The sequence below is a fragment of the Bathymodiolus thermophilus thioautotrophic gill symbiont genome (genome assembly GCF_003711265.1).
GTDB lineage: Bacteria > Pseudomonadota > Gammaproteobacteria > PS1 > Pseudothioglobaceae > Thiodubiliella.
Window position 1 is genome coordinate 1,610,356 of sequence record NZ_CP024634.1, and the last position, 21,357, is coordinate 1,631,712.

Annotated in this window: 19 protein-coding genes and 1 tRNA gene; 5 read left to right on the top strand and 15 right to left on the bottom strand. The window is 37.1% G+C overall.

Features of this window, described 5'->3' with window-relative positions:
* Nucleotides 1-158: 158 nt before the first annotated feature.
* The gene (locus MS2017_RS11220; RefSeq protein ID WP_164707617.1) at nucleotides 159-305 is read right to left on the bottom strand and encodes a hypothetical protein; all 147 of its coding nucleotides are present in this window, start codon (nucleotides 303-305) and stop codon (nucleotides 159-161) included.
* Nucleotides 306-365: 60 nt separating this feature from the next.
* On the opposite strand from MS2017_RS11220, the gene MS2017_RS05460 reads away from it, so the two are divergent.
* A complete protein-coding gene (locus MS2017_RS05460; RefSeq protein WP_122951526.1) occupies nucleotides 366-2,981 on the top strand; it encodes a hypothetical protein in 2,616 nt (871 codons plus the stop codon).
* Nucleotides 2,982-3,314: 333 nt separating this feature from the next.
* Here the strand turns inward: MS2017_RS05460 and MS2017_RS05465 are convergent, their stop codons facing one another.
* The 9 genes from MS2017_RS05465 to MS2017_RS05500 all read right to left on the bottom strand — a co-directional run bounded on the left by MS2017_RS05465 (nucleotide 3,315) and on the right by MS2017_RS05500 (nucleotide 11,049).
* Nucleotides 3,315-4,322, bottom strand: a complete 1,008-nt coding sequence (locus MS2017_RS05465; protein WP_122951527.1) for a 2Fe-2S iron-sulfur cluster-binding protein — start codon at nucleotides 4,320-4,322, stop codon at nucleotides 3,315-3,317.
* A gap of 149 nt (nucleotides 4,323-4,471) precedes the next feature.
* Entirely contained in the window at nucleotides 4,472-5,449 is a 978-nt protein-coding gene (hemH, locus tag MS2017_RS05470; protein ID WP_122951528.1) for a ferrochelatase, read from the bottom strand.
* The gene (locus tag MS2017_RS05475) at nucleotides 5,449-5,802 is read right to left on the bottom strand and encodes a thioredoxin family protein (RefSeq protein WP_071563208.1); all 354 of its coding nucleotides are present in this window, start codon (nucleotides 5,800-5,802) and stop codon (nucleotides 5,449-5,451) included. The genes hemH and MS2017_RS05475 overlap by 1 nt, the downstream gene beginning before the upstream one ends.
* Nucleotides 5,803-5,904: 102 nt before the next feature.
* Complete coding sequence (locus MS2017_RS11225) at nucleotides 5,905-6,042, bottom strand: hypothetical protein (RefSeq protein ID WP_164707618.1); 138 nt, start codon at nucleotides 6,040-6,042, stop codon at nucleotides 5,905-5,907.
* Nucleotides 6,043-6,337: 295 nt separating this feature from the next.
* Nucleotides 6,338-6,769 carry a Fic family protein gene (locus MS2017_RS05480; RefSeq protein WP_122951529.1) on the bottom strand — a complete coding sequence of 144 codons (432 nt, stop codon included), beginning with the start codon at nucleotides 6,767-6,769 and terminating at the stop codon, nucleotides 6,338-6,340.
* 11 nt (nucleotides 6,770-6,780) lie between these two features.
* A complete protein-coding gene (locus MS2017_RS05485; protein WP_122951530.1) occupies nucleotides 6,781-7,524 on the bottom strand; it encodes an amino acid ABC transporter ATP-binding protein in 744 nt (247 codons plus the stop codon).
* A gap of 3 nt (nucleotides 7,525-7,527) precedes the next feature.
* Nucleotides 7,528-8,628 carry an amino acid ABC transporter permease gene (locus MS2017_RS05490; protein ID WP_071563205.1) on the bottom strand — a complete coding sequence of 367 codons (1,101 nt, stop codon included), beginning with the start codon at nucleotides 8,626-8,628 and terminating at the stop codon, nucleotides 7,528-7,530.
* Nucleotides 8,625-9,785: an amino acid ABC transporter permease gene (locus MS2017_RS05495; RefSeq protein ID WP_122951531.1), complete on the bottom strand. Its 1,161-nt coding sequence runs from the start codon at nucleotides 9,783-9,785 to the stop codon at nucleotides 8,625-8,627. The genes MS2017_RS05490 and MS2017_RS05495 overlap by 4 nt, the downstream gene beginning before the upstream one ends.
* A gap of 256 nt (nucleotides 9,786-10,041) precedes the next feature.
* Nucleotides 10,042-11,049 (bottom strand): amino acid ABC transporter substrate-binding protein, encoded by a 1,008-nt coding sequence (locus tag MS2017_RS05500; RefSeq protein WP_071563203.1) that lies wholly within the window; start codon nucleotides 11,047-11,049, stop codon nucleotides 10,042-10,044.
* Nucleotides 11,050-11,410: 361 nt separating this feature from the next.
* Between MS2017_RS05500 and MS2017_RS05505 the strand changes: the two genes are divergently transcribed.
* Nucleotides 11,411-13,285 (top strand): NAD+ synthase, encoded by a 1,875-nt coding sequence (locus tag MS2017_RS05505; protein WP_122951532.1) that lies wholly within the window; start codon nucleotides 11,411-11,413, stop codon nucleotides 13,283-13,285.
* A 74-nt stretch (nucleotides 13,286-13,359) separates the two neighbouring features.
* A tRNA-Pro gene (locus MS2017_RS05510) sits at nucleotides 13,360-13,436 on the top strand.
* A 284-nt stretch (nucleotides 13,437-13,720) separates the two neighbouring features.
* Here MS2017_RS05510 and MS2017_RS05515 read toward each other — a convergent pair.
* The 5 genes from MS2017_RS05515 to MS2017_RS05535 are packed head-to-tail and all read right to left on the bottom strand — an operon-like array spanning nucleotide 13,721 to nucleotide 19,299.
* On the bottom strand, nucleotides 13,721-15,019 hold the full coding sequence (locus MS2017_RS05515) for an aminodeoxychorismate synthase component I (protein ID WP_122951533.1): 1,299 nt from the start codon (nucleotides 15,017-15,019) through the stop codon (nucleotides 13,721-13,723).
* Between the two features lie 18 nt (nucleotides 15,020-15,037).
* Entirely contained in the window at nucleotides 15,038-15,604 is a 567-nt protein-coding gene (locus MS2017_RS05520; protein WP_071563200.1) for an OmpA family protein, read from the bottom strand.
* 16 nt (nucleotides 15,605-15,620) lie between these two features.
* On the bottom strand, nucleotides 15,621-16,913 hold the full coding sequence (gene tolB, locus MS2017_RS05525) for a Tol-Pal system beta propeller repeat protein TolB (RefSeq protein ID WP_122951534.1): 1,293 nt from the start codon (nucleotides 16,911-16,913) through the stop codon (nucleotides 15,621-15,623).
* The gene (gene iscX, locus MS2017_RS05530; RefSeq protein ID WP_071563198.1) at nucleotides 16,910-17,104 is read right to left on the bottom strand and encodes a Fe-S cluster assembly protein IscX; all 195 of its coding nucleotides are present in this window, start codon (nucleotides 17,102-17,104) and stop codon (nucleotides 16,910-16,912) included. The genes tolB and iscX overlap by 4 nt, the downstream gene beginning before the upstream one ends.
* Nucleotides 17,105-17,163: 59 nt before the next feature.
* A complete protein-coding gene (locus MS2017_RS05535; RefSeq protein ID WP_122952228.1) occupies nucleotides 17,164-19,299 on the bottom strand; it encodes a RelA/SpoT family protein in 2,136 nt (711 codons plus the stop codon).
* A 93-nt stretch (nucleotides 19,300-19,392) separates the two neighbouring features.
* Here MS2017_RS05535 and MS2017_RS05540 point away from each other — a divergent pair, with 93 nt between their 5' ends.
* The gene (locus MS2017_RS05540; RefSeq protein ID WP_071563197.1) at nucleotides 19,393-20,163 is read left to right on the top strand and encodes an outer membrane protein assembly factor BamD; all 771 of its coding nucleotides are present in this window, start codon (nucleotides 19,393-19,395) and stop codon (nucleotides 20,161-20,163) included.
* A gap of 21 nt (nucleotides 20,164-20,184) precedes the next feature.
* On the top strand, nucleotides 20,185-21,345 hold the full coding sequence (locus MS2017_RS05545) for an MFS transporter (protein WP_071563196.1): 1,161 nt from the start codon (nucleotides 20,185-20,187) through the stop codon (nucleotides 21,343-21,345).
* The last annotated feature ends 12 nt before the right edge of the window (nucleotides 21,346-21,357 follow it).

The window sequence follows — 21,357 nt, forward strand, 5'->3', positions numbered from 1 at the left end:
CGTCAATATAGGCAATTTTATATTCCCAGAAGGGCGGTTGGTTGTGCGATAAAAAGGAGTTTTCCACATTTGCTCTTTGGGCTTTTGATGATGACTTTTGGAGTGAGTGGTTTTATTTTTTGAGTTTTAGAGTTTTTTTTAAAAAAATAAATGTATAATTAGAGGTCTTTGCATAAATGTGGATGATTAGCAAAATTCAATTTTTGCCCACTTGGTGATTTTCTTAAACCTTGTCCTAGCAGGACTAAGGCTGGGTTTAAAAAATTACCAAGTGGGTGAAAAGTGGATTCTTGATGATTATTCATATTTTATGCAAAGGTCTCAATTAATTTTTTTTTATAAATAACAAGTAACAAGGAAAGAATATGCAACCTTATATTAACAATTTCAAAATGTCTCAAGTGGGAGACACATTAAACATGACCGTAACATTTGACCGTAAAGTCAATAAATTAAATCCATCAGATGCTGATGTTTACAGCCTATTACACATAGGTAACGAACAAGTTCTAGGCACTTTAGATAGTGATTCCCACAAAAATGAGGTAACTATTTATTTTAATGTATCAGATAAAGATGGTAAATACGATGTCAGTAAAAAGAATCTTACTACAATGCTTGAGCATAAGTTCGTAGGAGAGGCTGACGGCGTTCCATTTGTAGGAAATTGGTCAGCAAAAGCGGTACAGCAATTTGTAGAAGTCTTTGCTAAAAACCCAGAAGTTGTTCATTTAGATAAAGATAAACACGAGCAATTAGACCTTCCAGATGTTGTCGAAACTACTAGCACGAATGATCGCGTAGGCCCAGATGAAGTTACCCATAAAATTATTAATTTTTATGGTGAACTCTACAAAGAAGGATTCGTAGCATTTAAAGTGCAATTTGACAATGCTTTAAACGCAGCTAACAATCAAGTATTTAAAAATATTATCAGCGTAAATGGTGATTTCGTTAACGCTACTTTCAGTGTCTCCAAAGGTAGTGATATTGCGTATTTAGTCTATAACTTTGATGGAGAACATGCAGGAAATGTATCTCTAAACCTTAAGGGTTTAAATAGTGCTTTACAGTGGATCACAATGGGGAAAGATGCAGGTACTAAATTTACAGGAACTTGGACAGAAAATGCCCAAGTACAATTTGATAAACTGTCTGATGGCGTTATTACCATACCAGCCAATGTAAATATTATAGATACCATAGAAGACACAACCAATAAGACAGATGAGTCTGGGTATAAAATTACTAATTTTTACGGCGCACTCTATGACGAAGGACTTGTAAGATTTAAAGTGCAATTTGATGATGATTTAAAACCAGTTGACGATCGAGTATTCGAAAATATTATCGCTGTAAACGGTAATTTTGTTGATGCTGTATTCAATATTCCTAAAAATAGTAGTGTTGCGTATTTGGTCTATAACTTTGATGGAAAGCAGACAGGAGATATATCTTTAGACTTTAAAGGCCTGAACAGCGCTTTACAGTGGGCCACAATGGGTGAAGATGCAGGCACTGAATTCACAGGAGTTTGGACAGAAAATGCTAAAATTCAATTTGATGAATTGTCTGAGAATGCCATTTCTATCCCAAATAATACAACAGATGATACAGTCTATAAGATTATTAATTTTTACGGCGCACTCCATGACGAAGGTTTTGTAGCATTTAAAGTGCAATTTGACAATGATTTAAAACCAGTTGACGATCAAGTATTCGAAAATATTATCGCTGTAAATGGTAATTTTGTTGATGCCGTATTCAATATTCCTAAAAATAGTAATATTGCGTATTTGGTCTATAACTTTGATGGAAAGCAGACAGGAGATATATCTTTAGACTTTAAAGGCCTGAACAGCGCTTTACAGTGGGCTACAATGGGTGAAGATGCAGGCACTGAATTCACAGGAGTTTGGACAGAAAATGCTAAAATTCAATTTGATGAATTGTCTGAAAATGCTATCACCATCCCTGACAACAAAGAAACAGATGAAATCACACATAAAATTATTAATTTTTATGGTGAACTCCACGACGAAGGATTTGACGAAGATTTTGTAACATTTAAAGTGCAATTTGACAATGATTTAAAACCAGTTGGCGATCAAGTATTCGAAAATATTGTCGCTGTAAATGGTAATTTTGTTGATGTCGTATTCAATATTCCTAAAAATAGTAGTGTTGCGTATTTAATTTACAACCTTGATGGGGAGCATACAGGGGATGTGTCTTTAAACTTTAAGGGCTTAAATAGTGCCTTACAGTGGGCTACAATGGGTGAAGATGCGAATATTGATTTTACAGAAGTTTGGACAGAAAATGCTCAAGCTCAATTTAATAAATTGTCTGACGGTGCTATTGCTATCCCAGCTGCTAATATAGATACTATGGATGACATAGAAGATAAGACAGATGAGTCTGAATATAAAATTATTAATTTTTATGGCGAACTCTACGACGAAGGGTTTATAGCATTTAAAGTGCAATTTAACAACACTTTAAACGCAGTTGATGGCCAAGTATTTAAAGATATTATCAGCGTAAATGGTGATTTCGTTGATGCTGTTTTCAATGTCTCCAAAAGTAGTGATATTGCGTATTTAGCCTATAACTTTGATGGAAAACATACGGGGGGTGTATCTTTAAACCTTGAAGGCTTAAATAGTGCTTTACAATGGATCACAATGGGGGAAGATACCAATGCTAATTTTACGGGAGTTTGGACAAAAAATGCTCAAACTCAGTTTAATGAGTTATCTAATGATGCAATCACTATTCCAGCTGGTGAAGACTCTGTAGAATATGGTGCAGATAAAGATAGTGGCAGTAAAATTAATGTGAATGATGTATTGCCTGAAAAAGGTGTATTTGGAGGCGACTTTATGGCTCCTGAAATACCTCCTGATTGCAATAGTGCTCCTGGTGAGAATGTTCTGGCATTAGAATTTCCACCTATTTCAAGCGTCGAACTACTTTAATTTCCAACTGTCTCAAAAAAAACCTCGTTAATTCGGGGTTTTTTTTCGTCTGATTTAAATTATTGGCGTCTTTTTAATTTTGCATCAGGAGATAATTTCGCTTTGTGAGCTTAACCATCACAGGAAATCTTTGCATGATAAAAATAATTTAATTTTTGCCCAACTAGACAGGGAATTGTTATGTAATGACGCTTTGACCCTATTGCTAAATTGGTGAAAAGCGGGTTTTTTGATGGTTTATTACTTGCACAAAGGTCTTGTGTAAATAATTCTTGCTAAAAAAAATGAATAAATGGATATCGCTTACAAACCTATTAAATAAACAATAGCAATTCAAATTGGAGAGGCAATTAACTGCGCTTCATTTACGCCATTTTCAAGCAACAATTCACTTAAATAAATCAACACCTCCGCAGGTGCAGCAATATACAGGTCAGACTGCTTGGCAATATTTAAGTCCAGTGCATCAAAAATTTGTTTTGCTACTTTGTGGCAATCGTTATGACTAGAACGGTCAAACTCACAAGCAATAGGGTGGTAAGCATATTGATCTATCATTGTTTGCCATGATTTGGCGTGACTGTCTAAATAAGGTGCTGATTCGGCGGCGGGGTGAGCCCAGTAAAAATATATTGGATTGGGCATTTGTAGTGAAAAAGCGTGTTCAACCAGGCTTCTGATTGAGGCAAAACCACTGTCCCAAGCAATAAAGAGCAGGGGGTGCGCCGAATCTTCTTTTAAAACAAAAATGCCTTTGGGGCCTTTTAAAGATACTTTGCTTTTAATTTTAAGTGATTTATCAAAAATTGCTTGTGCAAAATCATCTAGCCTATTGTTACGAATATGAAATTCAAGTGTCATACCATGACATGGGCAAGAAGCCAAAGGATATCTAGAGGTGCTACCTGCAAAAGACAATTCAACATCTTGTCCTGCCATAAATTGTAAAGTTTTTGACCTTGGCGTTCTTAAAGTGAGAAGCGCCATACCTTCATTGACAAAATGAATGTTTTTAACTTTTGTGTCAATATTTTGAATGGCAATTGATTTCACGCCATCAATCAAATCTAATTCAATTTCAATATCCGATGCCACAGAATGGCAACACATTAAAAATTCAGCGTTATTCAACTCATTTTGAGACAAAACAAAGTCATGGTGTTTAATTTTATTAATAACGCCACTAACAAGTTTGGCTTTGCAAGCGCCACAAGTACCGTTATTACATTCATAATGCATAGACAAGCCATGACGAAGCCCACTTTCAAGCACGGAATCGTTTGTCGAGCATTCGTAGTTTTTATTTTGAGCGCTGAGCTTAATATTAAATAAATCAGACATTATTTATCCAGGGAAACAGTTGGTTGATAAGTTTTCTCAACGAAATTTCTGCGTGGCATGAATAGGGTGGTTACATTAAAAAATACACTCAAACCTTGCAAAATTTGTTTTAAAACAGAATAATTTAACATAATATAAATTATGCGAAGTTAAATTAAATACTCAGCAATGATATTGGAAAGCGCCTTTATATGGTCTTTTCGGTCATTTAATGCTGGAATATAACTGAATTTTTTACCGCCTGCTTGAATGAAATACGCCCTATTTTCCTCATCAATTTCCTCAATGGTTTCTAAGCAATCCACAGAAAACCCAGGGCAAATCACTTGCACATGCTCAACGCCACCTTGCGCCAAAGACATTAAACTGGCTTTAGTTTGTGGCTTAATCCACTCCTCACGGCCAAAAATAGATTGAAAACACAGTTGACACCCATCTTTCTTAATATTCAGCGCCTCAGCAAGCAGCTTGGCCGTGTCAACACAGTGATCGTAATAAACATCGCCATTATCAACAAATCGTTGCGGTATACCGTGAAACGATATCATTAATTTATCCGGCACGCCGTGCTTGGCCTGATGTTCGGTAACCGAATTAACCAAAGACTGAATATAACCTTTGTTTTGGTAATAATTATCAATAAACAACATTTCTGGCATATTTTCCCAATTATTAAGCGCCTTATTAACGGCATCAAGCGTTGAATGTGTTGTGGTGTCTGAATATTGTGGATAAAGAGGTAAAACCACAATTTTTTCACAACCTTTATGCTGGAGCTTTTTCAAGGCTGAATCAATTGATGGATTGCCATAACGCATACCTACTTCAAGTGCTAAATTATCAAAACTGTTAGCAAGGAATGCTTTGACGCCTTGTGCCTGCAAATTAGTAATGTTTAACAAAGGTGAACCCTTGCCAAAACTGTCCCAAATCTTGGCATAATTTTGTGCAGATTTTGCGGGTCTGATATTTAAAATAACCACATTTAAAGCCAGCCACCAAATCAATTTATTTGGCGGCTGAATGACACGCTCATCTGACAAAAATTCTTTTAAATACCTTTTTAAAGCCGCCTTTGTCGGTGCATCTGGGGTACCTAGATTGGTGAGCAAAATACCAGTTTTCATTAAAATTTCCCCTTATTTCGATTGATAAATTCATGTAAAAATTCATGTGTTTTTACAGAGTGAAAACGATCAACCTCCACCCCTCTAATAAAGGCAATAACAGTTGGAAATCCACGCACTGAAAATCGCCCTGCAATCTTCATATTTTCGTCTTCCGCCTCAAGTTTTGCAAATAACAATTCGTCCTTGTTATACGCCGCCACAACTTCATTTAAAATAGGCTCCAAGGCTCTGCAGGGTGAACACCACTGTGCAGAAATATCCAGAATAACCAGTTGATCGTGTGATTTATCAATAACCAGCGACTGAAAATTATCGATTGAAACTTCAATGGAGATGAGGTTATTGGGCATATTAAAAGATAAAGCAGTAATGCACTGTCTTTTTTGTAGAAGGGCAATTAACAGAATATTTTTTTTGATGATTCATATTTATATACCTTAAAAAGCAAACGATCAAAGCCTTATCGTGCACAAGTTAAAAAATAGCACCACAAGACCTTTGGAAACTCCCCAAACCCAGTCTTGATTTTGCCAAGATAAAATTTGAAGGAATTGCCAATTTGGAAAAATTGAATTTTGATCGTTGCCCATATTTATGCAAAGGTCTCATTATATATTGATAAATATGAGTCATCATCAATAATCTACTTTTCAGCCACTTAGCAATTTTTCCAACTCAGCCACTCTAACAAAATTTAAAGAAATCGCCAATGAGGTGAAAATTGAATTTTTCTCATCTAATTTTATTAAATATTATTCATTTACCCAACCCAAAGTATCGCTTAATGAAAAAAGTCGCTTAAACAGAAAATTTGGGACTTATTGAGAAAAACAGACATAAATAGAGCAATTGGCTGCTTTATTACATTTGCAAAACACAAAAAAATTAGTTTTTTGAAATTTTACTAACAAATTTCTTGGTAAGACGATATTTTTGTTTTGGACTATTAGGTATATCTGGAATGGTTAGCTGGAAAAAACCAGATTCAATCAAAGGTTTTAAAATGTCAGTTCTAAATTTTGACCTATTGGTTCTTTTTAAAATTTTCATCAACTCTATGGCTGTATTTTCAGATGCACATTCTTTCAAAACTTTAATGTGATTTTTCTCTATTTTTTTAAGATTATGGCTTAGTCCCTTCTTAGTCCCTGATTTTGAGTTACATACTACTACATCAGCGTTTTCTTTTGAAAAGAAGTCTTGTTGTTCGACGCCAGTTTTGTTAACAACATTACGCTTAAAATCCTTAACATTGTCTACAAAGTTTTCCTTTTTTTCAGTGTTTTTATTGTCCTTATTGCGATTGAAAAGTTTCATAATTTTTTATTTTATTTGCTTAATATTTGATCTAAGAACAATTGTAAACGCTCAGATTCTGGTTTATCAAAAAAGGCATCCGGCTGATTTTCTTCAATAATTTGCCCCTCATCCATAAAGATAACACGGTCTGCAACTTTTTTGGCAAAGCCCATTTCATGAGTAACGCAGAGCATAGTAATGCCCTCTTTGGCTAACCCCACCATAACATCAAGCACTTCTGCAATCATCTCAGGGTCAAGTGCAGAAGTGGGCTCGTCAAACAGCATAATCTTTGGCGAGGCACACAATGCCCTTGCAATCGCAACCCGCTGTTGCTGCCCGCCGCTGAGTTGATTTGGATACTTTTCAGCTTGGTCCCTAATACCCACCCTATCCAGCAATTGCAAAGCTTTTTCTCTTGCTTCCCGCTTATTTTTATTGTGTACCCAAATTGGTGCAAGGGTCAAATTATCAATAATACTCAAGTGCGGAAAAAGATTAAAGTGCTGGAAAACCATAGACACTTCAGATCGCACTTGTCTAATTTTCTTGACATCGTCTTTAAGTTCAGTGCCATTGACAACAATCTTACCTTGTTGAAATTTTTCCAAGAAGTTGACACAGCGAATTAATGTGGATTTACCACTACCTGAGGGGCCACAAATCACAATAATCTCCCCTTCTTCAACGGTTAAATTAATGTCATTAAGTGCATGAAAGTCGCCATACCACTTGTTTACCCCTTTAATTGTAATAATATCATTTTTTTTCATAATTTAATGTTCCGTGTTAAAGCGTTTTTCTAAAGTTTTTGAATAGTGAGACATCAGATATAGCAATACCCAAGTTACCATAGCGACAAAAACCAAGCCTTCGGTTTTCCTCCCCAACCAATCTGTATCGCTGGTCGCCAGTCCAGCAATAGCAAGCATATCAAAAATACCAATAATAAGCACCAAAGTCGTGTCTTTGAACAAGGCGATAAATGAGCCAACAATGTTAGGAATGGATATTTTTAACGCTTGAGGCAGTATGATAAACACCATTTTCTGGGTAAAACTCAGCCCAGATGCATCCGCAGCCTCATGTTGCCCTCTAGGGACAGCCTGTAATCCACCTCGAATAACCTCGGCAATATAGACTGTTTGGAACATAGTAATACCAATTAACGCCCTAAGCAACTTATCGAACTCAATCCCTTCGGCAAAGAACAACGGCAACATAACGGCAACCATAAATAAAATAGTAATCAAAGGAATGCCACGAATCAACTCAATATAAGTAACACTTAAAAATTGAATGGCTTTCATCTTAGACTGCCTGCCCAACGCCAAAAATATGCCAATAGGAAAGGAGGCGACAATGCCCACTGAAGCCACCACAATAGTGAGCATTAATCCACCCCATTTATTGGTTTCAATAATTGTTATGCCTAAAAAATCATTGCCATACAGTAGAAAAAAAGCAATCAACGGATAGACGGCAAAAAGTGATAATATCACCTTGTATTTAAAACTTTTGAATAAATATGAAAAACGCACAATTAAAGCAATCAATAGCGTAATAACAAGTAATAAATTAGGCCGCCAGTGCGCTTCTAATGGATACAAACCATACATAAACAAGTTCATTTTTTCACCAATATACGACCAACAGGCCGCCTCTCGAGTGCATTCAGCGTTAGTTTTTGCAGAAAAATCAGCGCTAATAATCATCCAATCAATCAAGGGTGGAAGGATGACATAAAGCAAATACAAGGCAAGCAAACTAAGCACTGTATTGATTTTTGAAGAAAATAAATGTTTTGTCAGCCAGCCTAAAATACCTGTTTTTGCCTGAGGTGCTGGTTTGGGTTTTTTAAGGGTAAAAATACTCATTCGTTTAAGCCTTTGATGCGCATTTTGTGATTAACAAAGTTAAGTCCCAGTGAAATGAGCAGTGATAAAGTTAAGTAAACCGCCATGGTCATTAAAATAATTTCAATTGCCTGCCCTACTTGGTTCAGTACTGTGCCTGAAAAAACACCCACCAAATCAGAATAACCAATAGCGGCAGCCAAGGAGGAATTTTTAGTTAGATTAAGATATTGATTGATAATAGGAGGGATAGCCACCCTTAAGGCTTGCGGTAATAGTACAAATTTAAGCGTTTGTGTTTGTGTTAAACCCATTGCAAGACCTGCTTCTTTTTGTCCGTTATCAACAGATTCTATGCCTGCACGGATTGCCTCGCTAATATAAGTAGCGGTATAAATACTCAATGCCAGCACAAGGGCTAAAAATTCAGGCGAAAAAGACAATCCACCATCAAAATTAAACCCTTGAAGGCTAGGATAGTCAAAATGTAAAGGCGACCCTAATAACCAATAAACCCCCAATGGTAACCCCAGTAAACTTAATAAATAATAGTGCCAAGTGCGTTGCTTTATGCCTGTTTCATCGTGTTTTTTACTAAAAAATCGCTTAATGAGAAAAGACAGAAAAGCACCCAGGAAAAAAGCAATCAACACCCAAGAAAAATCAGATTCAAAAATGGGCTTAGGTAAATAAACTCCCCGAAGATTTAAAAAAACCTTGTCAAAAAAATCAAAACTGTTGCGAGGCGATGGCAAGACGATTAGTAGCAAATTGTACCAAAATAAAATTTGCAAAAGAATGGGGAGGTTTCTAAAAATCTCAACATAGACCTCTGCCAATTTAGAAATTAAATAATTACTAGATAACCTAGCAACACCAATGATAAGACCTAGTATAGTGGCAAAAATAATGCCAATAACTGAAACCACTATGGTGTTAATCAGCCCCACATAAAACGCATCAAGATTACTAGAATCAACGGTATATGCGATTAAGCGTTCATTGATCTCAAAACCCGCCCTAATCCCTAAAAAATCAAAACCACTGCGAATGCCTAAGCGTTCAATATTGTAATTTAAGTTACTAATCGCATAATAGGCAACATAAGCAACAATCAATACCGCCACAACTTGAAATAAAATAAACCTAATTTTGTTGTTACTTAAAAAATCAAACATACTGTCCTCTAAATGTAAAGCGAAGCAACCAGTGTGGCTTAGGGAGTGCAGAAGATGACACCTTCTTCGTCCAAAAACAAGAGGGGCGGTCAATCATTCGAAATTTTTTTGAGTGGAAAAAATATAGTTTTATGCATTCCATAAGCGACAATAGATTAATGTAATAACTTTTTTTACTGGTTTTTTTTAGCCCACGCCTTTTGAGGTATATGGGCTAAAAAAAACCAGCCTAAATTAGGCTGGTTTTTTTAAAGATTTATCTAAGTGGTGGTGAGTATAAAATACCGCCATCTTTCCATAAGGCGTTTAAGCCTCTAGTAATGTTAATAGGCGTATTAACACCGATATGGCGTTCAAAACTTTCAGAGTAGTTACCAACTTGCTTGATAATGTTATACGACCATTTTTTGTCAAGACCTAAGTATTCGCCCAACAAGCCTGTTTTGCCCAATAAACGATTAACCTCAGCGTTTTTACTTGGCTTGTCTACTGTCTTGCTGGTGACACCCAATTCTTCAGCAGTAATCATAGCGTTAAGCGTCCAACTCACAATGTTAAACCATTTTTCATCATTTTGACGCACCACAGGACCCAATGGCTCCTTAGAAATAACATTTGGTAATACTATGGCAGAAGAAGGTTTCTTAAGTGTGGTTCTCAAAGCATATAAACGCGATTGATCTGTCGTTAAAACATCACATCGGCCTGTTTCAAAGTTTGATTTGCTTTGTTCAATAGTGTCTGTTGCTGAAATTTTGTATTTAAAACCTTTTTCTTTAGCGTAATCTGCTAAATTAAGCTCTGTAGTTGTGCCTTTGTTCACACAAAAAGTAGCGCCATTTAGTTGGCCGGCATCTTTAACACCAAGACTTTTCATTACCATAAAGCCTTGACCGTCGTAATAATTAACACCTGCAAAATTCAAGCCAAGTGAAGCATCACGCGTTAATGTCCAAGTTGTTGTTCTTGCTAAAACATCAATTTCGCCACTTTGAAGTGCAGTAAAACGCTCTTTAGCAGTTAATGGAATGTATTTGACTTTTTCGCTATTGCCTAAAGTTGCAGCGGCAACTGCACGACAAAAATCTACATCCAGCCCTACCCATTTACGCTGCTTATTAACCGATGAGAACCCTGCTAAACCTGTTGATACGCCGCAATTTAAGCTGCCTCTGGTTTGCACATCGCTTAGTGTGTCTGCTTGAATATTAAAGCCGTTAATGGCTAATAATGATGCAGTAGAAAATTTTAATATCTTGTTCATTAGTTTTTAATCCTATATTGTTATAAAAAATACAATTTATCCAAAATTGCATTTGACCTCACAAATTATAACAGGAATTATTTTCTACGCAAGGGGAAATTACACTACCCAGCAGGCTTTAACCCATTAATTACCTCGTATTTAGCACTTATTTTAAGCGCAATATTATCAATTTATTTGCTTATTCAGATGAAGAAATATAAGCGTTTATTACATTATAAATTAATAACTTATGGGTACATTATGGTATTTTTACCACTACTGGTATTTTTTAACTAAAAATTTTGTTTTAACTGCAGGTAAAAAAGAACTATAATAAGTCAAAATAGTTAAAAAATACATTTAAGCAAACAGGGAAATTATGGCAACAAAAACCAAAGAGTATTTGGCTAAAATCCGTACCAAGACTGGTCTTTCGGACTATAAAATAGCGAAAAAATACGACATCAATCAATCTAATCTGAGTAAATATAAATCAGGAAAATCCGCCCTATCTGAAACCCATGCTTGGTTGTTTGCCAGTATTTTGGACATCAACCCTGCCGAAGTAGTCGCCAATACCAAACTTGAACAAGCAAAATTAAGCAACAATGAATCGAAGGTCAAATTTTGGCAAGAACAGCTAGAAAACCTTTCAAATGACTCAGAGCCTTTAAAAATTGATATTGCACAAATTAACCCTACTGTTGGAGATTTAAGCGGAAACACGAATAAAATTATCGATTTGTCACACAAATCCCATGAGTTGGGCGCCCATTTATTGATTTTTCCAGAGCTGGCACTCAGTGGCTATCCGCCAGAAGATTTACTTTTACGCAAAGGCTTTATTAATCAAGTGGAAGTCAATATTGAAACAATACGCAAACAACTGCCTGAATCTATGAGTATTTTATTTGGCGCTCCCATTTTTATTGACGGATGTTTGTATAACAGCGCTTGCTTAATACAGCATGGTCGTGTGCGCTATTACCACAAACAACGCTTGCCCAATTATGGCGTGTTTGATGAAAAACGCTACTTTACACCTGGGCAAAATGTCATGGTGTTTGAATGCCAAAAACAACGCATTGGCGTGTTGATTTGTGAAGATGCTTGGGATGAATCACCAATGAATGCCGTGGTAAATCACGGTGCGCAAACTATTATTAGTCTTAATGCTTCTCCTTTCCAAAAAAACAAGCACGAGCGACGCCTAGAAGTTATTAAACAAAGGGTTTTAGAAAATAAAGTGGGATTTATTTATGTTAATATGGTTGGTGGACAAGATGAACTGGTGTTTGACGGTGGCTCATTCGTCATGAACAACAAAGGTGAAATTACCCATCAATTACCCTTCTTTCAAGCGATAACCCACTCTCTAAACACGCCAATAATGACACAAAATACTGAAACAACAGAAGAAACCATCTACAACGCTTTGGTATTAGCCACCAAAGATTATATTGAAAAAAATGGCGTATTTAATGGCGCTGTCATTGGCTTATCTGGGGGAATCGATTCCGCTTTAACATTGGCTATTGCCGTTGATGCACTCGGTAATGAGAATGTTCAAGCAGTAATGATGCCGTATGAATATACTTCTAATATGAGTCTAGAAGACGCCAAAGCGCAAGCCTGTAGTATGAATGTCGATTATCAGGAAGTTAATATCCATCCAATAGTAAGCAGTTTCAATATGCAACTTAGCCCGCTATTTATAGGCAAGCAACCTGACACTACCGAAGAAAACCTACAGGCACGCATTCGTGGCACACTACTTATGGCAATATCCAACAAATTTGGAAAAATTCTACTCACCACAGGCAATAAATCCGAGATGGCAGTTGGTTACGCTACTCTATATGGTGATATGTCTGGTGGCTTTGCCCCACTCAAAGATATTGCTAAAACATTGGTCTATCGCCTTGCCAAATATCGTAATTCTGTCAATTATGTCATTCCTGGGCGTGTGATTGACCGCCCCCCATCAGCAGAACTTGCCCCTCAACAAATTGACCAAGATTCTCTGCCTCCCTACGATGAATTGGATGCCATACTGTCCCTATTTGTTGAGAAAAAACACACAGTTGCCTATATTGTTAAACAAGGTTTTAACGAAAAAACCGTTAAGCGCATCACTCAAATGGTACTTAACAACGAATACAAACGCCGACAAAGCCCCCCTGGCCCTAAAATCAGCCAAAATTCTTTTGGCAAAGAGCGTCGCTACCCCATGACCAGCAAGTTTCAACCTTAAACACAACTTTAAAACCAATTGAATTTTCAAATACCTTGTCATTGTGTTTGTCAATCTTGTAAAATCTATGCTCACGGGGCGTAGCGCAGTCTGGTAGCGCACCACACTGGGGGTGTGGTGGTCACAGGTTCAAATCCTGTCGTCCCGACCAGTTTATATATTACAACACAAGACCTTTATAAATATAGGAGGTTAGCAAAATTCAATTTTTGCCTCTCTTAGAGATCCTATGTTAAACATGGGTGTTGAATAAAGGGCAAACTTTATTCAGTTGTAATTTTTTATAATACAAAGATCTCTCAAGAGTCTGCTGTATAGTGCCAACCCAATTGGCGATTTCTTTAAACCAGAAAGGAGTAGCTAGGTATCGTTAAGTGGGTGAAAAGTAGATTTTTGACGGTTGTTTATATTAATACAAAGGTCTCAACACAAGTCTTACTCATTAGATGTAAAAATTTGCAGTATGCCTTTGGCTTTGTGCTGGGTTTCTTGCAGTTCTCGTTCAGCAATAGAATCAAATACAATGCCAGCACCTACCCGAAAAGTCAGGGTGTTGCTTTGCTGGGTAAGAGTGCGGATAAGAATGTTGAAGTCCATTTTCCCATTGCTACTAATATAACCCAGTGAACCTGTGTAGGCTTGGCGTGGCATTTTTTCTAACTCGGCAATGATTTGCATGCAGCGTACTTTGGGGCAGCCAGTAATAGTACCCCCTGGAAATAAAGCACCAATTAAGTGCTTAATAGTGATGTGTGGTTTGATTTTTCCTCGGATGTTGGAAACAATATGGTGCACGAAGGGGTAACTTTCTAGTGTCATAATCTCGTTAACATGAATGGATCCATGTTCACACACCCTACCCAAATCATTGCGCCCCAAATCAAGCAGCATAATATGTTCTGCTTGCTCCTTGGGGTGGTTGATCAATTGTTTTTTTAGGCGATTATCGTCTTCACCCTGACCACGAGGGCGTGTGCCAGCAATCGGGCGGGTTTCCACCTTGTTGCCATCAACGCTAAATAAGCGTTCGGGTGAAGAGGAGATAATGCTAAAATTTTCAAACTGTGCCAAAGCAGAAAAAGGCGCTGGATTGGATTTTTTTAGCGCTTGATAAGTTTGCGTTGGACTAACACCAGCCGCCAGTTTACACTGCCATTGCCTAGATAAATTCACCTGAAACACATCTCCTGCCATAATATAATCACGGCTACGCTTAACACCATCAATAAACTTGGACTCTCGCTCAGAAACAAGTGCCCCCTGAATGGGGGCAGATTGAATGCCTTGTAATTGTGAAATATCTAACAACATCTGATCTATTCGTTGTTGATTGTCAAATTGATCCAATAAATAAGTTTGTTGTTGATGGTGATCAACTACAATTGCGCTAGGAATCCTAACGGCAATTGCCACAGGTTGATCGCCCGACAACAAATTTTTTTTTAGTATCGGTTCAATTTGCCCAACCAATTCATACGATAAATACACAAACCAGCCGCCAGTAAAAGGTAAATCACTTTTTACAGCAGGCATATCAGCCTTTGACTCCAGCTCATTCAGGAAATCAAAATCCTCTAAGTTATTCAAAACAATTTGCTCAATAGGATGAGCAAATAGAATGGAATATCGATTATTTTGATTGTGTATAACGCTTTCTAATAAAAAAGGATAGCGTTGAGCATTCAAGTGACACAAAGCATCTAGTGCCACCTCGGGAATCAGTAGGGGCTTCACTACCGAGTGTTTTTGGTGTTACTGATAGATAAACTCAACACGGCGGTTTTTTTGCCAGCCGATTTCGTTATCCATCTCGCTTTGTGGGCTTTCTTCACCATAACTAATGACTTCAATTCTTTTATTGATATCTTCGTTGATGCCTATTGCTCTTTTAACATTCAAAGCACGATTTTCACCCAACGCTAAGTTGTACTCACGCGTACCACGAGCATCTGCATGCCCTTCTAAGCGTAATCTAACGGTCGGATTGTCTTGCATAAATTGAATATGCTTAGCTATCTCTTGAGAATCTTTCTTGCTAACTTTGGTGCCATCATAAGAAAAATATAAAATAAAGCTGGCGCCACTGACTTCTAACTCTTTTACTGCCTTTCTCCTGCTTTCTTCTGGCATAACTTCGAGTTTTGAAAATAAACTACCTAACTCTTTCCATTCAAAACTCGCCTGCTCTCCAACAACGGGGCCAACTTCTTCTTGCCCCATATCTTTAACAACAACTGTGCTTTTATTTGACTTAAATCTATCTAGCACTGAACAAGCGCTCAACACAGTAACCAATGGCAAAATAACCAATATTTTCATTTTTTCTCCTATTTTTTTATTTCTCTAAATGAGTCGACCAATTCGGCTCTCTTACTTCTACATTATGTGAGGACAGTTCATACGAACGACTACCCTTTACAGATATAACAGACAATGTCCCTTTTTCCTTATGATTACTAGAAAAAATAATCATATCTCCATTTGGCGAAAAATGTGGAGATTCGTCTAACAATCCATCACTCATCACACTTAATTCCTGAGTGTCAATATTCAACAAGGCAATACGATAATCGTCATCTACACGATGCACCAAAGCCAAATACTTGCCATCAGGAGAAAACACTGCCTTGGCATTATAACTCCCTGTGTAAGTAACACGCCTAATGCGTCCACTTTCTAAATTTTTAATATACACTTGCACTTGTCCAGAGCGATCAGAAGTGAATGCAATATACTTGCCATCAGGAGAATAACTGGCTTCTGTATCTATGCCTCTGTACTTTGTCCATCGGGTAAAGCGTTTGTTCTCTAAGTTGTAAGCGTAAATATCTTTATTGCCATTCATTGACATGGTCATTAATATTTTTTTGCCATTTGGGTGCCAACTTGGTGAAGAGGCAATACCGTCAAAATGTGGCAATCTTTCAATCTTTTTGCGCATAAATGGATGCCAGATAAATACTTCTGAGCGCCCATTTTGAAAGGAAACATAAGCAATTCTCTTATTTTTATACGCCCTATCTGGAGACCAAACTGGGGAAAGAATTGGCTCATTCTGACTAATGCGACTTTTAGCGTTCATGGCATCTGCATCAGAGATATTAAGTTGATAAACTTTTTCACCTTCCATATCTTCTGACACTGTAATATAAGTAAGTAGCGTATTAAACGAGCCATTTTCGCCTAATAATTCTTCATAAATATGGTCGCTGATTTGATGTGCCACCTTTCTGAAGCCATTGGCAGAAACACGAGTTGTGCGATTAAACAATCTCGTGTTACTATAAACATCAAACAAACTAACAGAAAGTTTGTAAGTTCCGTTACTTTCTTTCTCAACACTGCCAGTAACAAGTGCTTCTATATTTTGTTTTTTCCAATACTGTGCATTAACTTTACTCACGATAGTATTTGGAATAAGCACATTAAAACGCCCTGATCGTGTCAAATTATCATAAATAATTTTTGAAATGTCTTTGTCTTGCGTACCTTTTCCAATTAATTTAAACGCACTAACGGCAATCGGAAAGGCGTTTTCATTTTTCTTTACTACTGTTACTTCTAATGCACCTTGGGCGACACCAACACTAAGCATTAAGCACAATATTGTCCACTGTCTAATCTTCATTTTCTCTCCTCAATCCAATTCATTTGAATTGCTTCTAAAATTTTTTCGCCCGATTTGTCTTCTTTATCGTCAAACTCTGCCAAATTAATCACCATTTTTCTAAGGTCAACAAAACTGACAAAGGTTGGGTCAAAATCAGGGTGCACTTCATCAAGCGCAATAGCAACATCTAAAGAATCAGTCCAAAGCATAATTACAAAAATATCTCTTATCAATAAAGTGGTAATTTTAAACCTATCGAGGCATGAAATTAATATATTTTTTTACAACTGCTATTACGCGCCACTGAATGCACAAATTCTAAACTCTTAATGGCGTACATTGCCTCGTCCAATTTAGCAATGCTTGACACGCTAATCACTAGGTTTAGCCCTTTCATAGTATGGTCTCGCTCGTCTAACACGATATTCTCAATGTTGACATTAATTTTAGCAATGGCATTGGCAATTGAGGCCAACATACCTCGACGATTTTCAATTTTTACATGAATTTCCACCTCAAACTCTTCACCTTCGTCCACCTGCCAATTCACTTCCATCCACTGTTCGCCTTTTTGCTTGGCACGCATCAAATTGCCACAATCAAATCGATGCAACACCATGCCCTTGCTATTGGTTAGCACACCAGCCACCTTGTCGCTAGGAATTGGATAACAACAGTGTGCAAAATTAATTGGATTGCTTTTGGTGCCTTTAATGTTAATGCGATTGGCTGAGGGATTACATTTTTTTTCATTTAATTTGTTAAGCACAAAGGAAATTAAAATTTCAGATAAGGCAATTCTGGCATAAAGGTCTGCTTTAGAATCACACTTTAACTCCGCTAAGCATTCTTGCCACTTTTCTTCACTAATCGGCGCCCCATCTCCTCGATATTCCAAGGCATTGGTTAATAAGTATTCACCCAATTGTATTAATTCAGCAACCGACGCCTCTTTGAGTTTAGACTTAATGGAAGTCTTGGCTCTTGCTGTTACTGCAATTTTTAACCAAGATGGTTGTGGCTTGGCATTTTCATCGGTCATAATTTCAATCGTCTGGCCTGTTTTTAACTCCTTGGAAAGTGAAGCACTCACTTGATCTACCTTAGCCCTAAGCGTATGATTGCCAACCTTGGTGTGTATGTTGTAAGCAAAATCTAACACAGTAGATTTATAAGGTAATTGGATAATTTTACCTTTGGGCGTAAACACAAATATCTCTGACGGAAACAAATCAGCCTTAGTTTCTTCTAAAAATTCGATTGAAGTGCCTGAATTCTCCTGAATATCTAATAAAGACCCAATCCAATTATTCGCCAATTCTGAAGAATCGGCACCCTTGTTTTTATAATACCAATGTGCTGCAATACCATATTCAGAGATAAAATCCATATCTTCTGAACGAATTTGCACTTCAATAAAAATCTTATTCGGCCCAAATAAGACAGTATGTAGCGATTGATAGCCATTGACTTTTGGCAGAGCAATATAGTCTTTGAATTTGCCTGGTACAGGTTTGTATAAATTATGAATAATGCCCAATGCTTGATAACATTTAGACACATCGCTGACAATCACTCTAAAAGCATACATATCAAGCACTTCTGAAAATCTTAAATGCTTGTTTAGCATTTTTTTATAAATACTATAACTTGCTTTCTTGCGTCCACTAATTCTTATTTCACTCAGCCCTTCTTGCACCAAACGATATCTAATTTCATTTTGGATTTGAACAATGATTTCCTTTAAATTACCATAACGCCTATTAATTTGATGTGTCAATACTTTATAGCGATAAGGGTAAATAAACTTAAGGCACAATTCTTCTAATTCAATTTTAATACTGTTTAAACCGAGACGACGGGCGATTGGCGCATGAATTTCAGCCGTTTCCTTGGCAATGCGCAACTGTTTGTTACGATTAACAGCCCCCAATGTGCGCATATTATGCAGCCTGTCTGCTAATTTAATCATCATTACTCGCATATCACTGCTCATTGCTAAAAACAACTTTCTAAAATTTTGTGCTTGCTTTTCAATATTTGAATGAAATTCTAATCCCGTTAATTTAGAAACGCCTTGCACAATATGTGCCACCTCCTCCCCAAATTCTTCGACAATATTTTCTTGCGTCAAGGTCGTATCTTCAATACAATCATGCAACAATGCCGCAACAATACAATAACAATCTAACTTGAGCTTGGCTAAAATCATAGCCACACTAATCGGGTGAAACACATAAGCCTCACCTGAATTACGATATTGCCCATCATGCGCTGTTGCAGCAATCATATATGCCTTATAAACGCCCTCAATCTCTGCTTCTGACATATAAACATTCAGCACTTCACATAGGTCGCTTATTAAAATTCTTTTTTCAGGTAAATTTATTTGAGTCCCTTGCATAATGGTCAGTAAAATTGATAAATCTTTACTATTATAATGCAAACGCCTCAGTATAATACTGCCACATATTTGTAAATATTATTTTTAATGCATATGAAAAATACAATCAGGCTAATAACCGCACTTTTCTTGGCTTTTTTACTCAACGGTTGCCTTCAAGATGACAACAAAAGGGAGTCTATTACCAAGGGCTGGTCGCCTAAGACCTTCTTCAATCAAGCCAAAGAAGAGGCTTCATCTGGATCGATAACAAAAGCCATTGAACTCTATGAACAATTACAAGCCGCTTATCCCGGCTCTAAATACGCACTACAATCTAAACTAGAAGTTGCTTATGCGCTGTATAAGAAAGAAGACTACGATGAGGCAATTTTGCTCTTAAATGACTACATTAAATTGTATCCCGAACACTTCTCAACACCGTATGCTTATTACTTGCGTGGCATTATCTCAGAAGACAAATCCCACTCTATCTTAGACGGTTATTTAACCGACAATGCTCAGCGTGATGTTGGTTCTGTACGCGATGCCTTTAACTATTATATGGCATTAATTGATACCTTTCCCCAGTCAAAATACACCAAAGACGCCAAAACACGCTTGGTTGTACTGAGAAATATTTTTGCCAGACATGAGTTATTTGTGGCAATTTATTACACCGAAAGACGCGCCAATATTGCTGCCATCAATCGCACTAAAATCATCATTGAAAAATATCCAAATACGCCGTCGGTGCCTGCAGCATTGCACTTAATGGCACATAATTACGACCTGATACACATGAAAACACTGGCAAAAGATGCGCGCCGTGTATTGAAAAAAAGTTACCCAGCTTATCGTCCACATTACAGTTTAAACAACTAATATCAAAACTTTCGCATCATTATGAATAAACAAGAGCGTCTTTTTGCACTTAAAATTTCCTCTATTATGGCAACGCGACTGTTCGGGTTGTTTATGATTTTTCCTGTGTTTTCGGTCTATGCTGCGCAATATGAAAACACCACGCCCTACTTAATTGGTTTGGCAATCGGTATTTACGGCTTAACCCAAGCGCTATTACAAATTCCATTCGGTTATTTGTCTGACCAATTTGGACGCAAACCACTGTTAATCATTGGTTTAATATTTTTCTTTATCGGCAGTGTGGTAGCAGCCAATTCTACCGATATTATCCATGTTGTTGTCGGCAGAGCCTTGCAAGGTAGTGGTGCAATTTCTGCGGTATTAATGGCCTTTTTAGCCGATTTTGTTTCCGAAGGTCAGCGCTCTAAAGCCAATGCGTTTGTTGGTATGCAAATTGGAATAGCATTTATGCTTTCTTTGTTAATTGGCCCGATGATTACGGTAAATTTAGGTATTTCTGGGCTTTTTTGGGTCATTTCTGGCTTGTCTATAGCGGCATTAGCAATGGTTATTACTCTACCACATGTCAAACCACACGCACAATACACGCTATCGCTAACAAACATCAAGCAAGTTTTAACTGCTAAATTACTTAAATTGGACTTTAGCATTTTCACTTTGCACTTGATTTTGACTTGTATTTTTATCGTAATGCCGTTACTACTCGTCGAAAACAATATTGTTGCTACAGACTTAAAAGACAATTGGCATGTCTATTTACCGGTTATGTTTCTGGCTTTTGTGGGGATGTTGCCCATTATCATTTTGGCTGAAAAATTCCATAAGCACAAAGTTATGATGATCATTGCCATTATTATTATGATTTCCAGTCAAATTTTGTTTTACCAAATGCCACTTACTTACACCACTTTACTTATTTTATTAACCCTATTTTTCATTGCTTTTAATGCAATGGAGGCAATGCTACCATCACTTATTGCCAGAACCGCAACAAGTGATAAACGCGGTTTAGCAATGGGCATGTATTCCACTTCGCAATTCCTAGGTGCATTCGTGGGTGGTGTATTTGGCGGATGGATTTATAACATTTATAGTTTAAATAGTGTATTCTTATTCACTACATTAATGTCAATAATTTGGCTGGGCATAACGCTCACCATGAAGCAACAAAAATTTTAACAGGAGAAATAA

Coding starts and splice junctions, on each gene's coding strand:
- MS2017_RS11220 (WP_164707617.1), bottom strand. CDS start 305: ATGAATAATCATCAAGAATCCACTTTTCACCCACTTGGTAATTTTTTA.
- MS2017_RS05460 (WP_122951526.1), top strand. CDS start 366: ATGCAACCTTATATTAACAATTTCAAAATGTCTCAAGTGGGAGACACA.
- MS2017_RS05465 (WP_122951527.1), bottom strand. CDS start 4,322: ATGTCTGATTTATTTAATATTAAGCTCAGCGCTCAAAATAAAAACTAC.
- hemH (WP_122951528.1), bottom strand. CDS start 5,449: ATGAAAACTGGTATTTTGCTCACCAATCTAGGTACCCCAGATGCACCG.
- MS2017_RS05475 (WP_071563208.1), bottom strand. CDS start 5,802: ATGCCCAATAACCTCATCTCCATTGAAGTTTCAATCGATAATTTTCAG.
- MS2017_RS11225 (WP_164707618.1), bottom strand. CDS start 6,042: ATGGGCAACGATCAAAATTCAATTTTTCCAAATTGGCAATTCCTTCAA.
- MS2017_RS05480 (WP_122951529.1), bottom strand. CDS start 6,769: ATGAAACTTTTCAATCGCAATAAGGACAATAAAAACACTGAAAAAAAG.
- MS2017_RS05485 (WP_122951530.1), bottom strand. CDS start 7,524: ATGAAAAAAAATGATATTATTACAATTAAAGGGGTAAACAAGTGGTAT.
- MS2017_RS05490 (WP_071563205.1), bottom strand. CDS start 8,628: ATGAGTATTTTTACCCTTAAAAAACCCAAACCAGCACCTCAGGCAAAA.
- MS2017_RS05495 (WP_122951531.1), bottom strand. CDS start 9,785: ATGTTTGATTTTTTAAGTAACAACAAAATTAGGTTTATTTTATTTCAA.
- MS2017_RS05500 (WP_071563203.1), bottom strand. CDS start 11,049: ATGAACAAGATATTAAAATTTTCTACTGCATCATTATTAGCCATTAAC.
- MS2017_RS05505 (WP_122951532.1), top strand. CDS start 11,411: ATGGCAACAAAAACCAAAGAGTATTTGGCTAAAATCCGTACCAAGACT.
- MS2017_RS05520 (WP_071563200.1), bottom strand. CDS start 15,604: ATGAAAATATTGGTTATTTTGCCATTGGTTACTGTGTTGAGCGCTTGT.
- tolB (WP_122951534.1), bottom strand. CDS start 16,913: ATGAAGATTAGACAGTGGACAATATTGTGCTTAATGCTTAGTGTTGGT.
- iscX (WP_071563198.1), bottom strand. CDS start 17,104: ATGCTTTGGACTGATTCTTTAGATGTTGCTATTGCGCTTGATGAAGTG.
- MS2017_RS05535 (WP_122952228.1), bottom strand. CDS start 19,299: ATGCAAGGGACTCAAATAAATTTACCTGAAAAAAGAATTTTAATAAGC.
- MS2017_RS05540 (WP_071563197.1), top strand. CDS start 19,393: ATGAAAAATACAATCAGGCTAATAACCGCACTTTTCTTGGCTTTTTTA.
- MS2017_RS05545 (WP_071563196.1), top strand. CDS start 20,185: ATGAATAAACAAGAGCGTCTTTTTGCACTTAAAATTTCCTCTATTATG.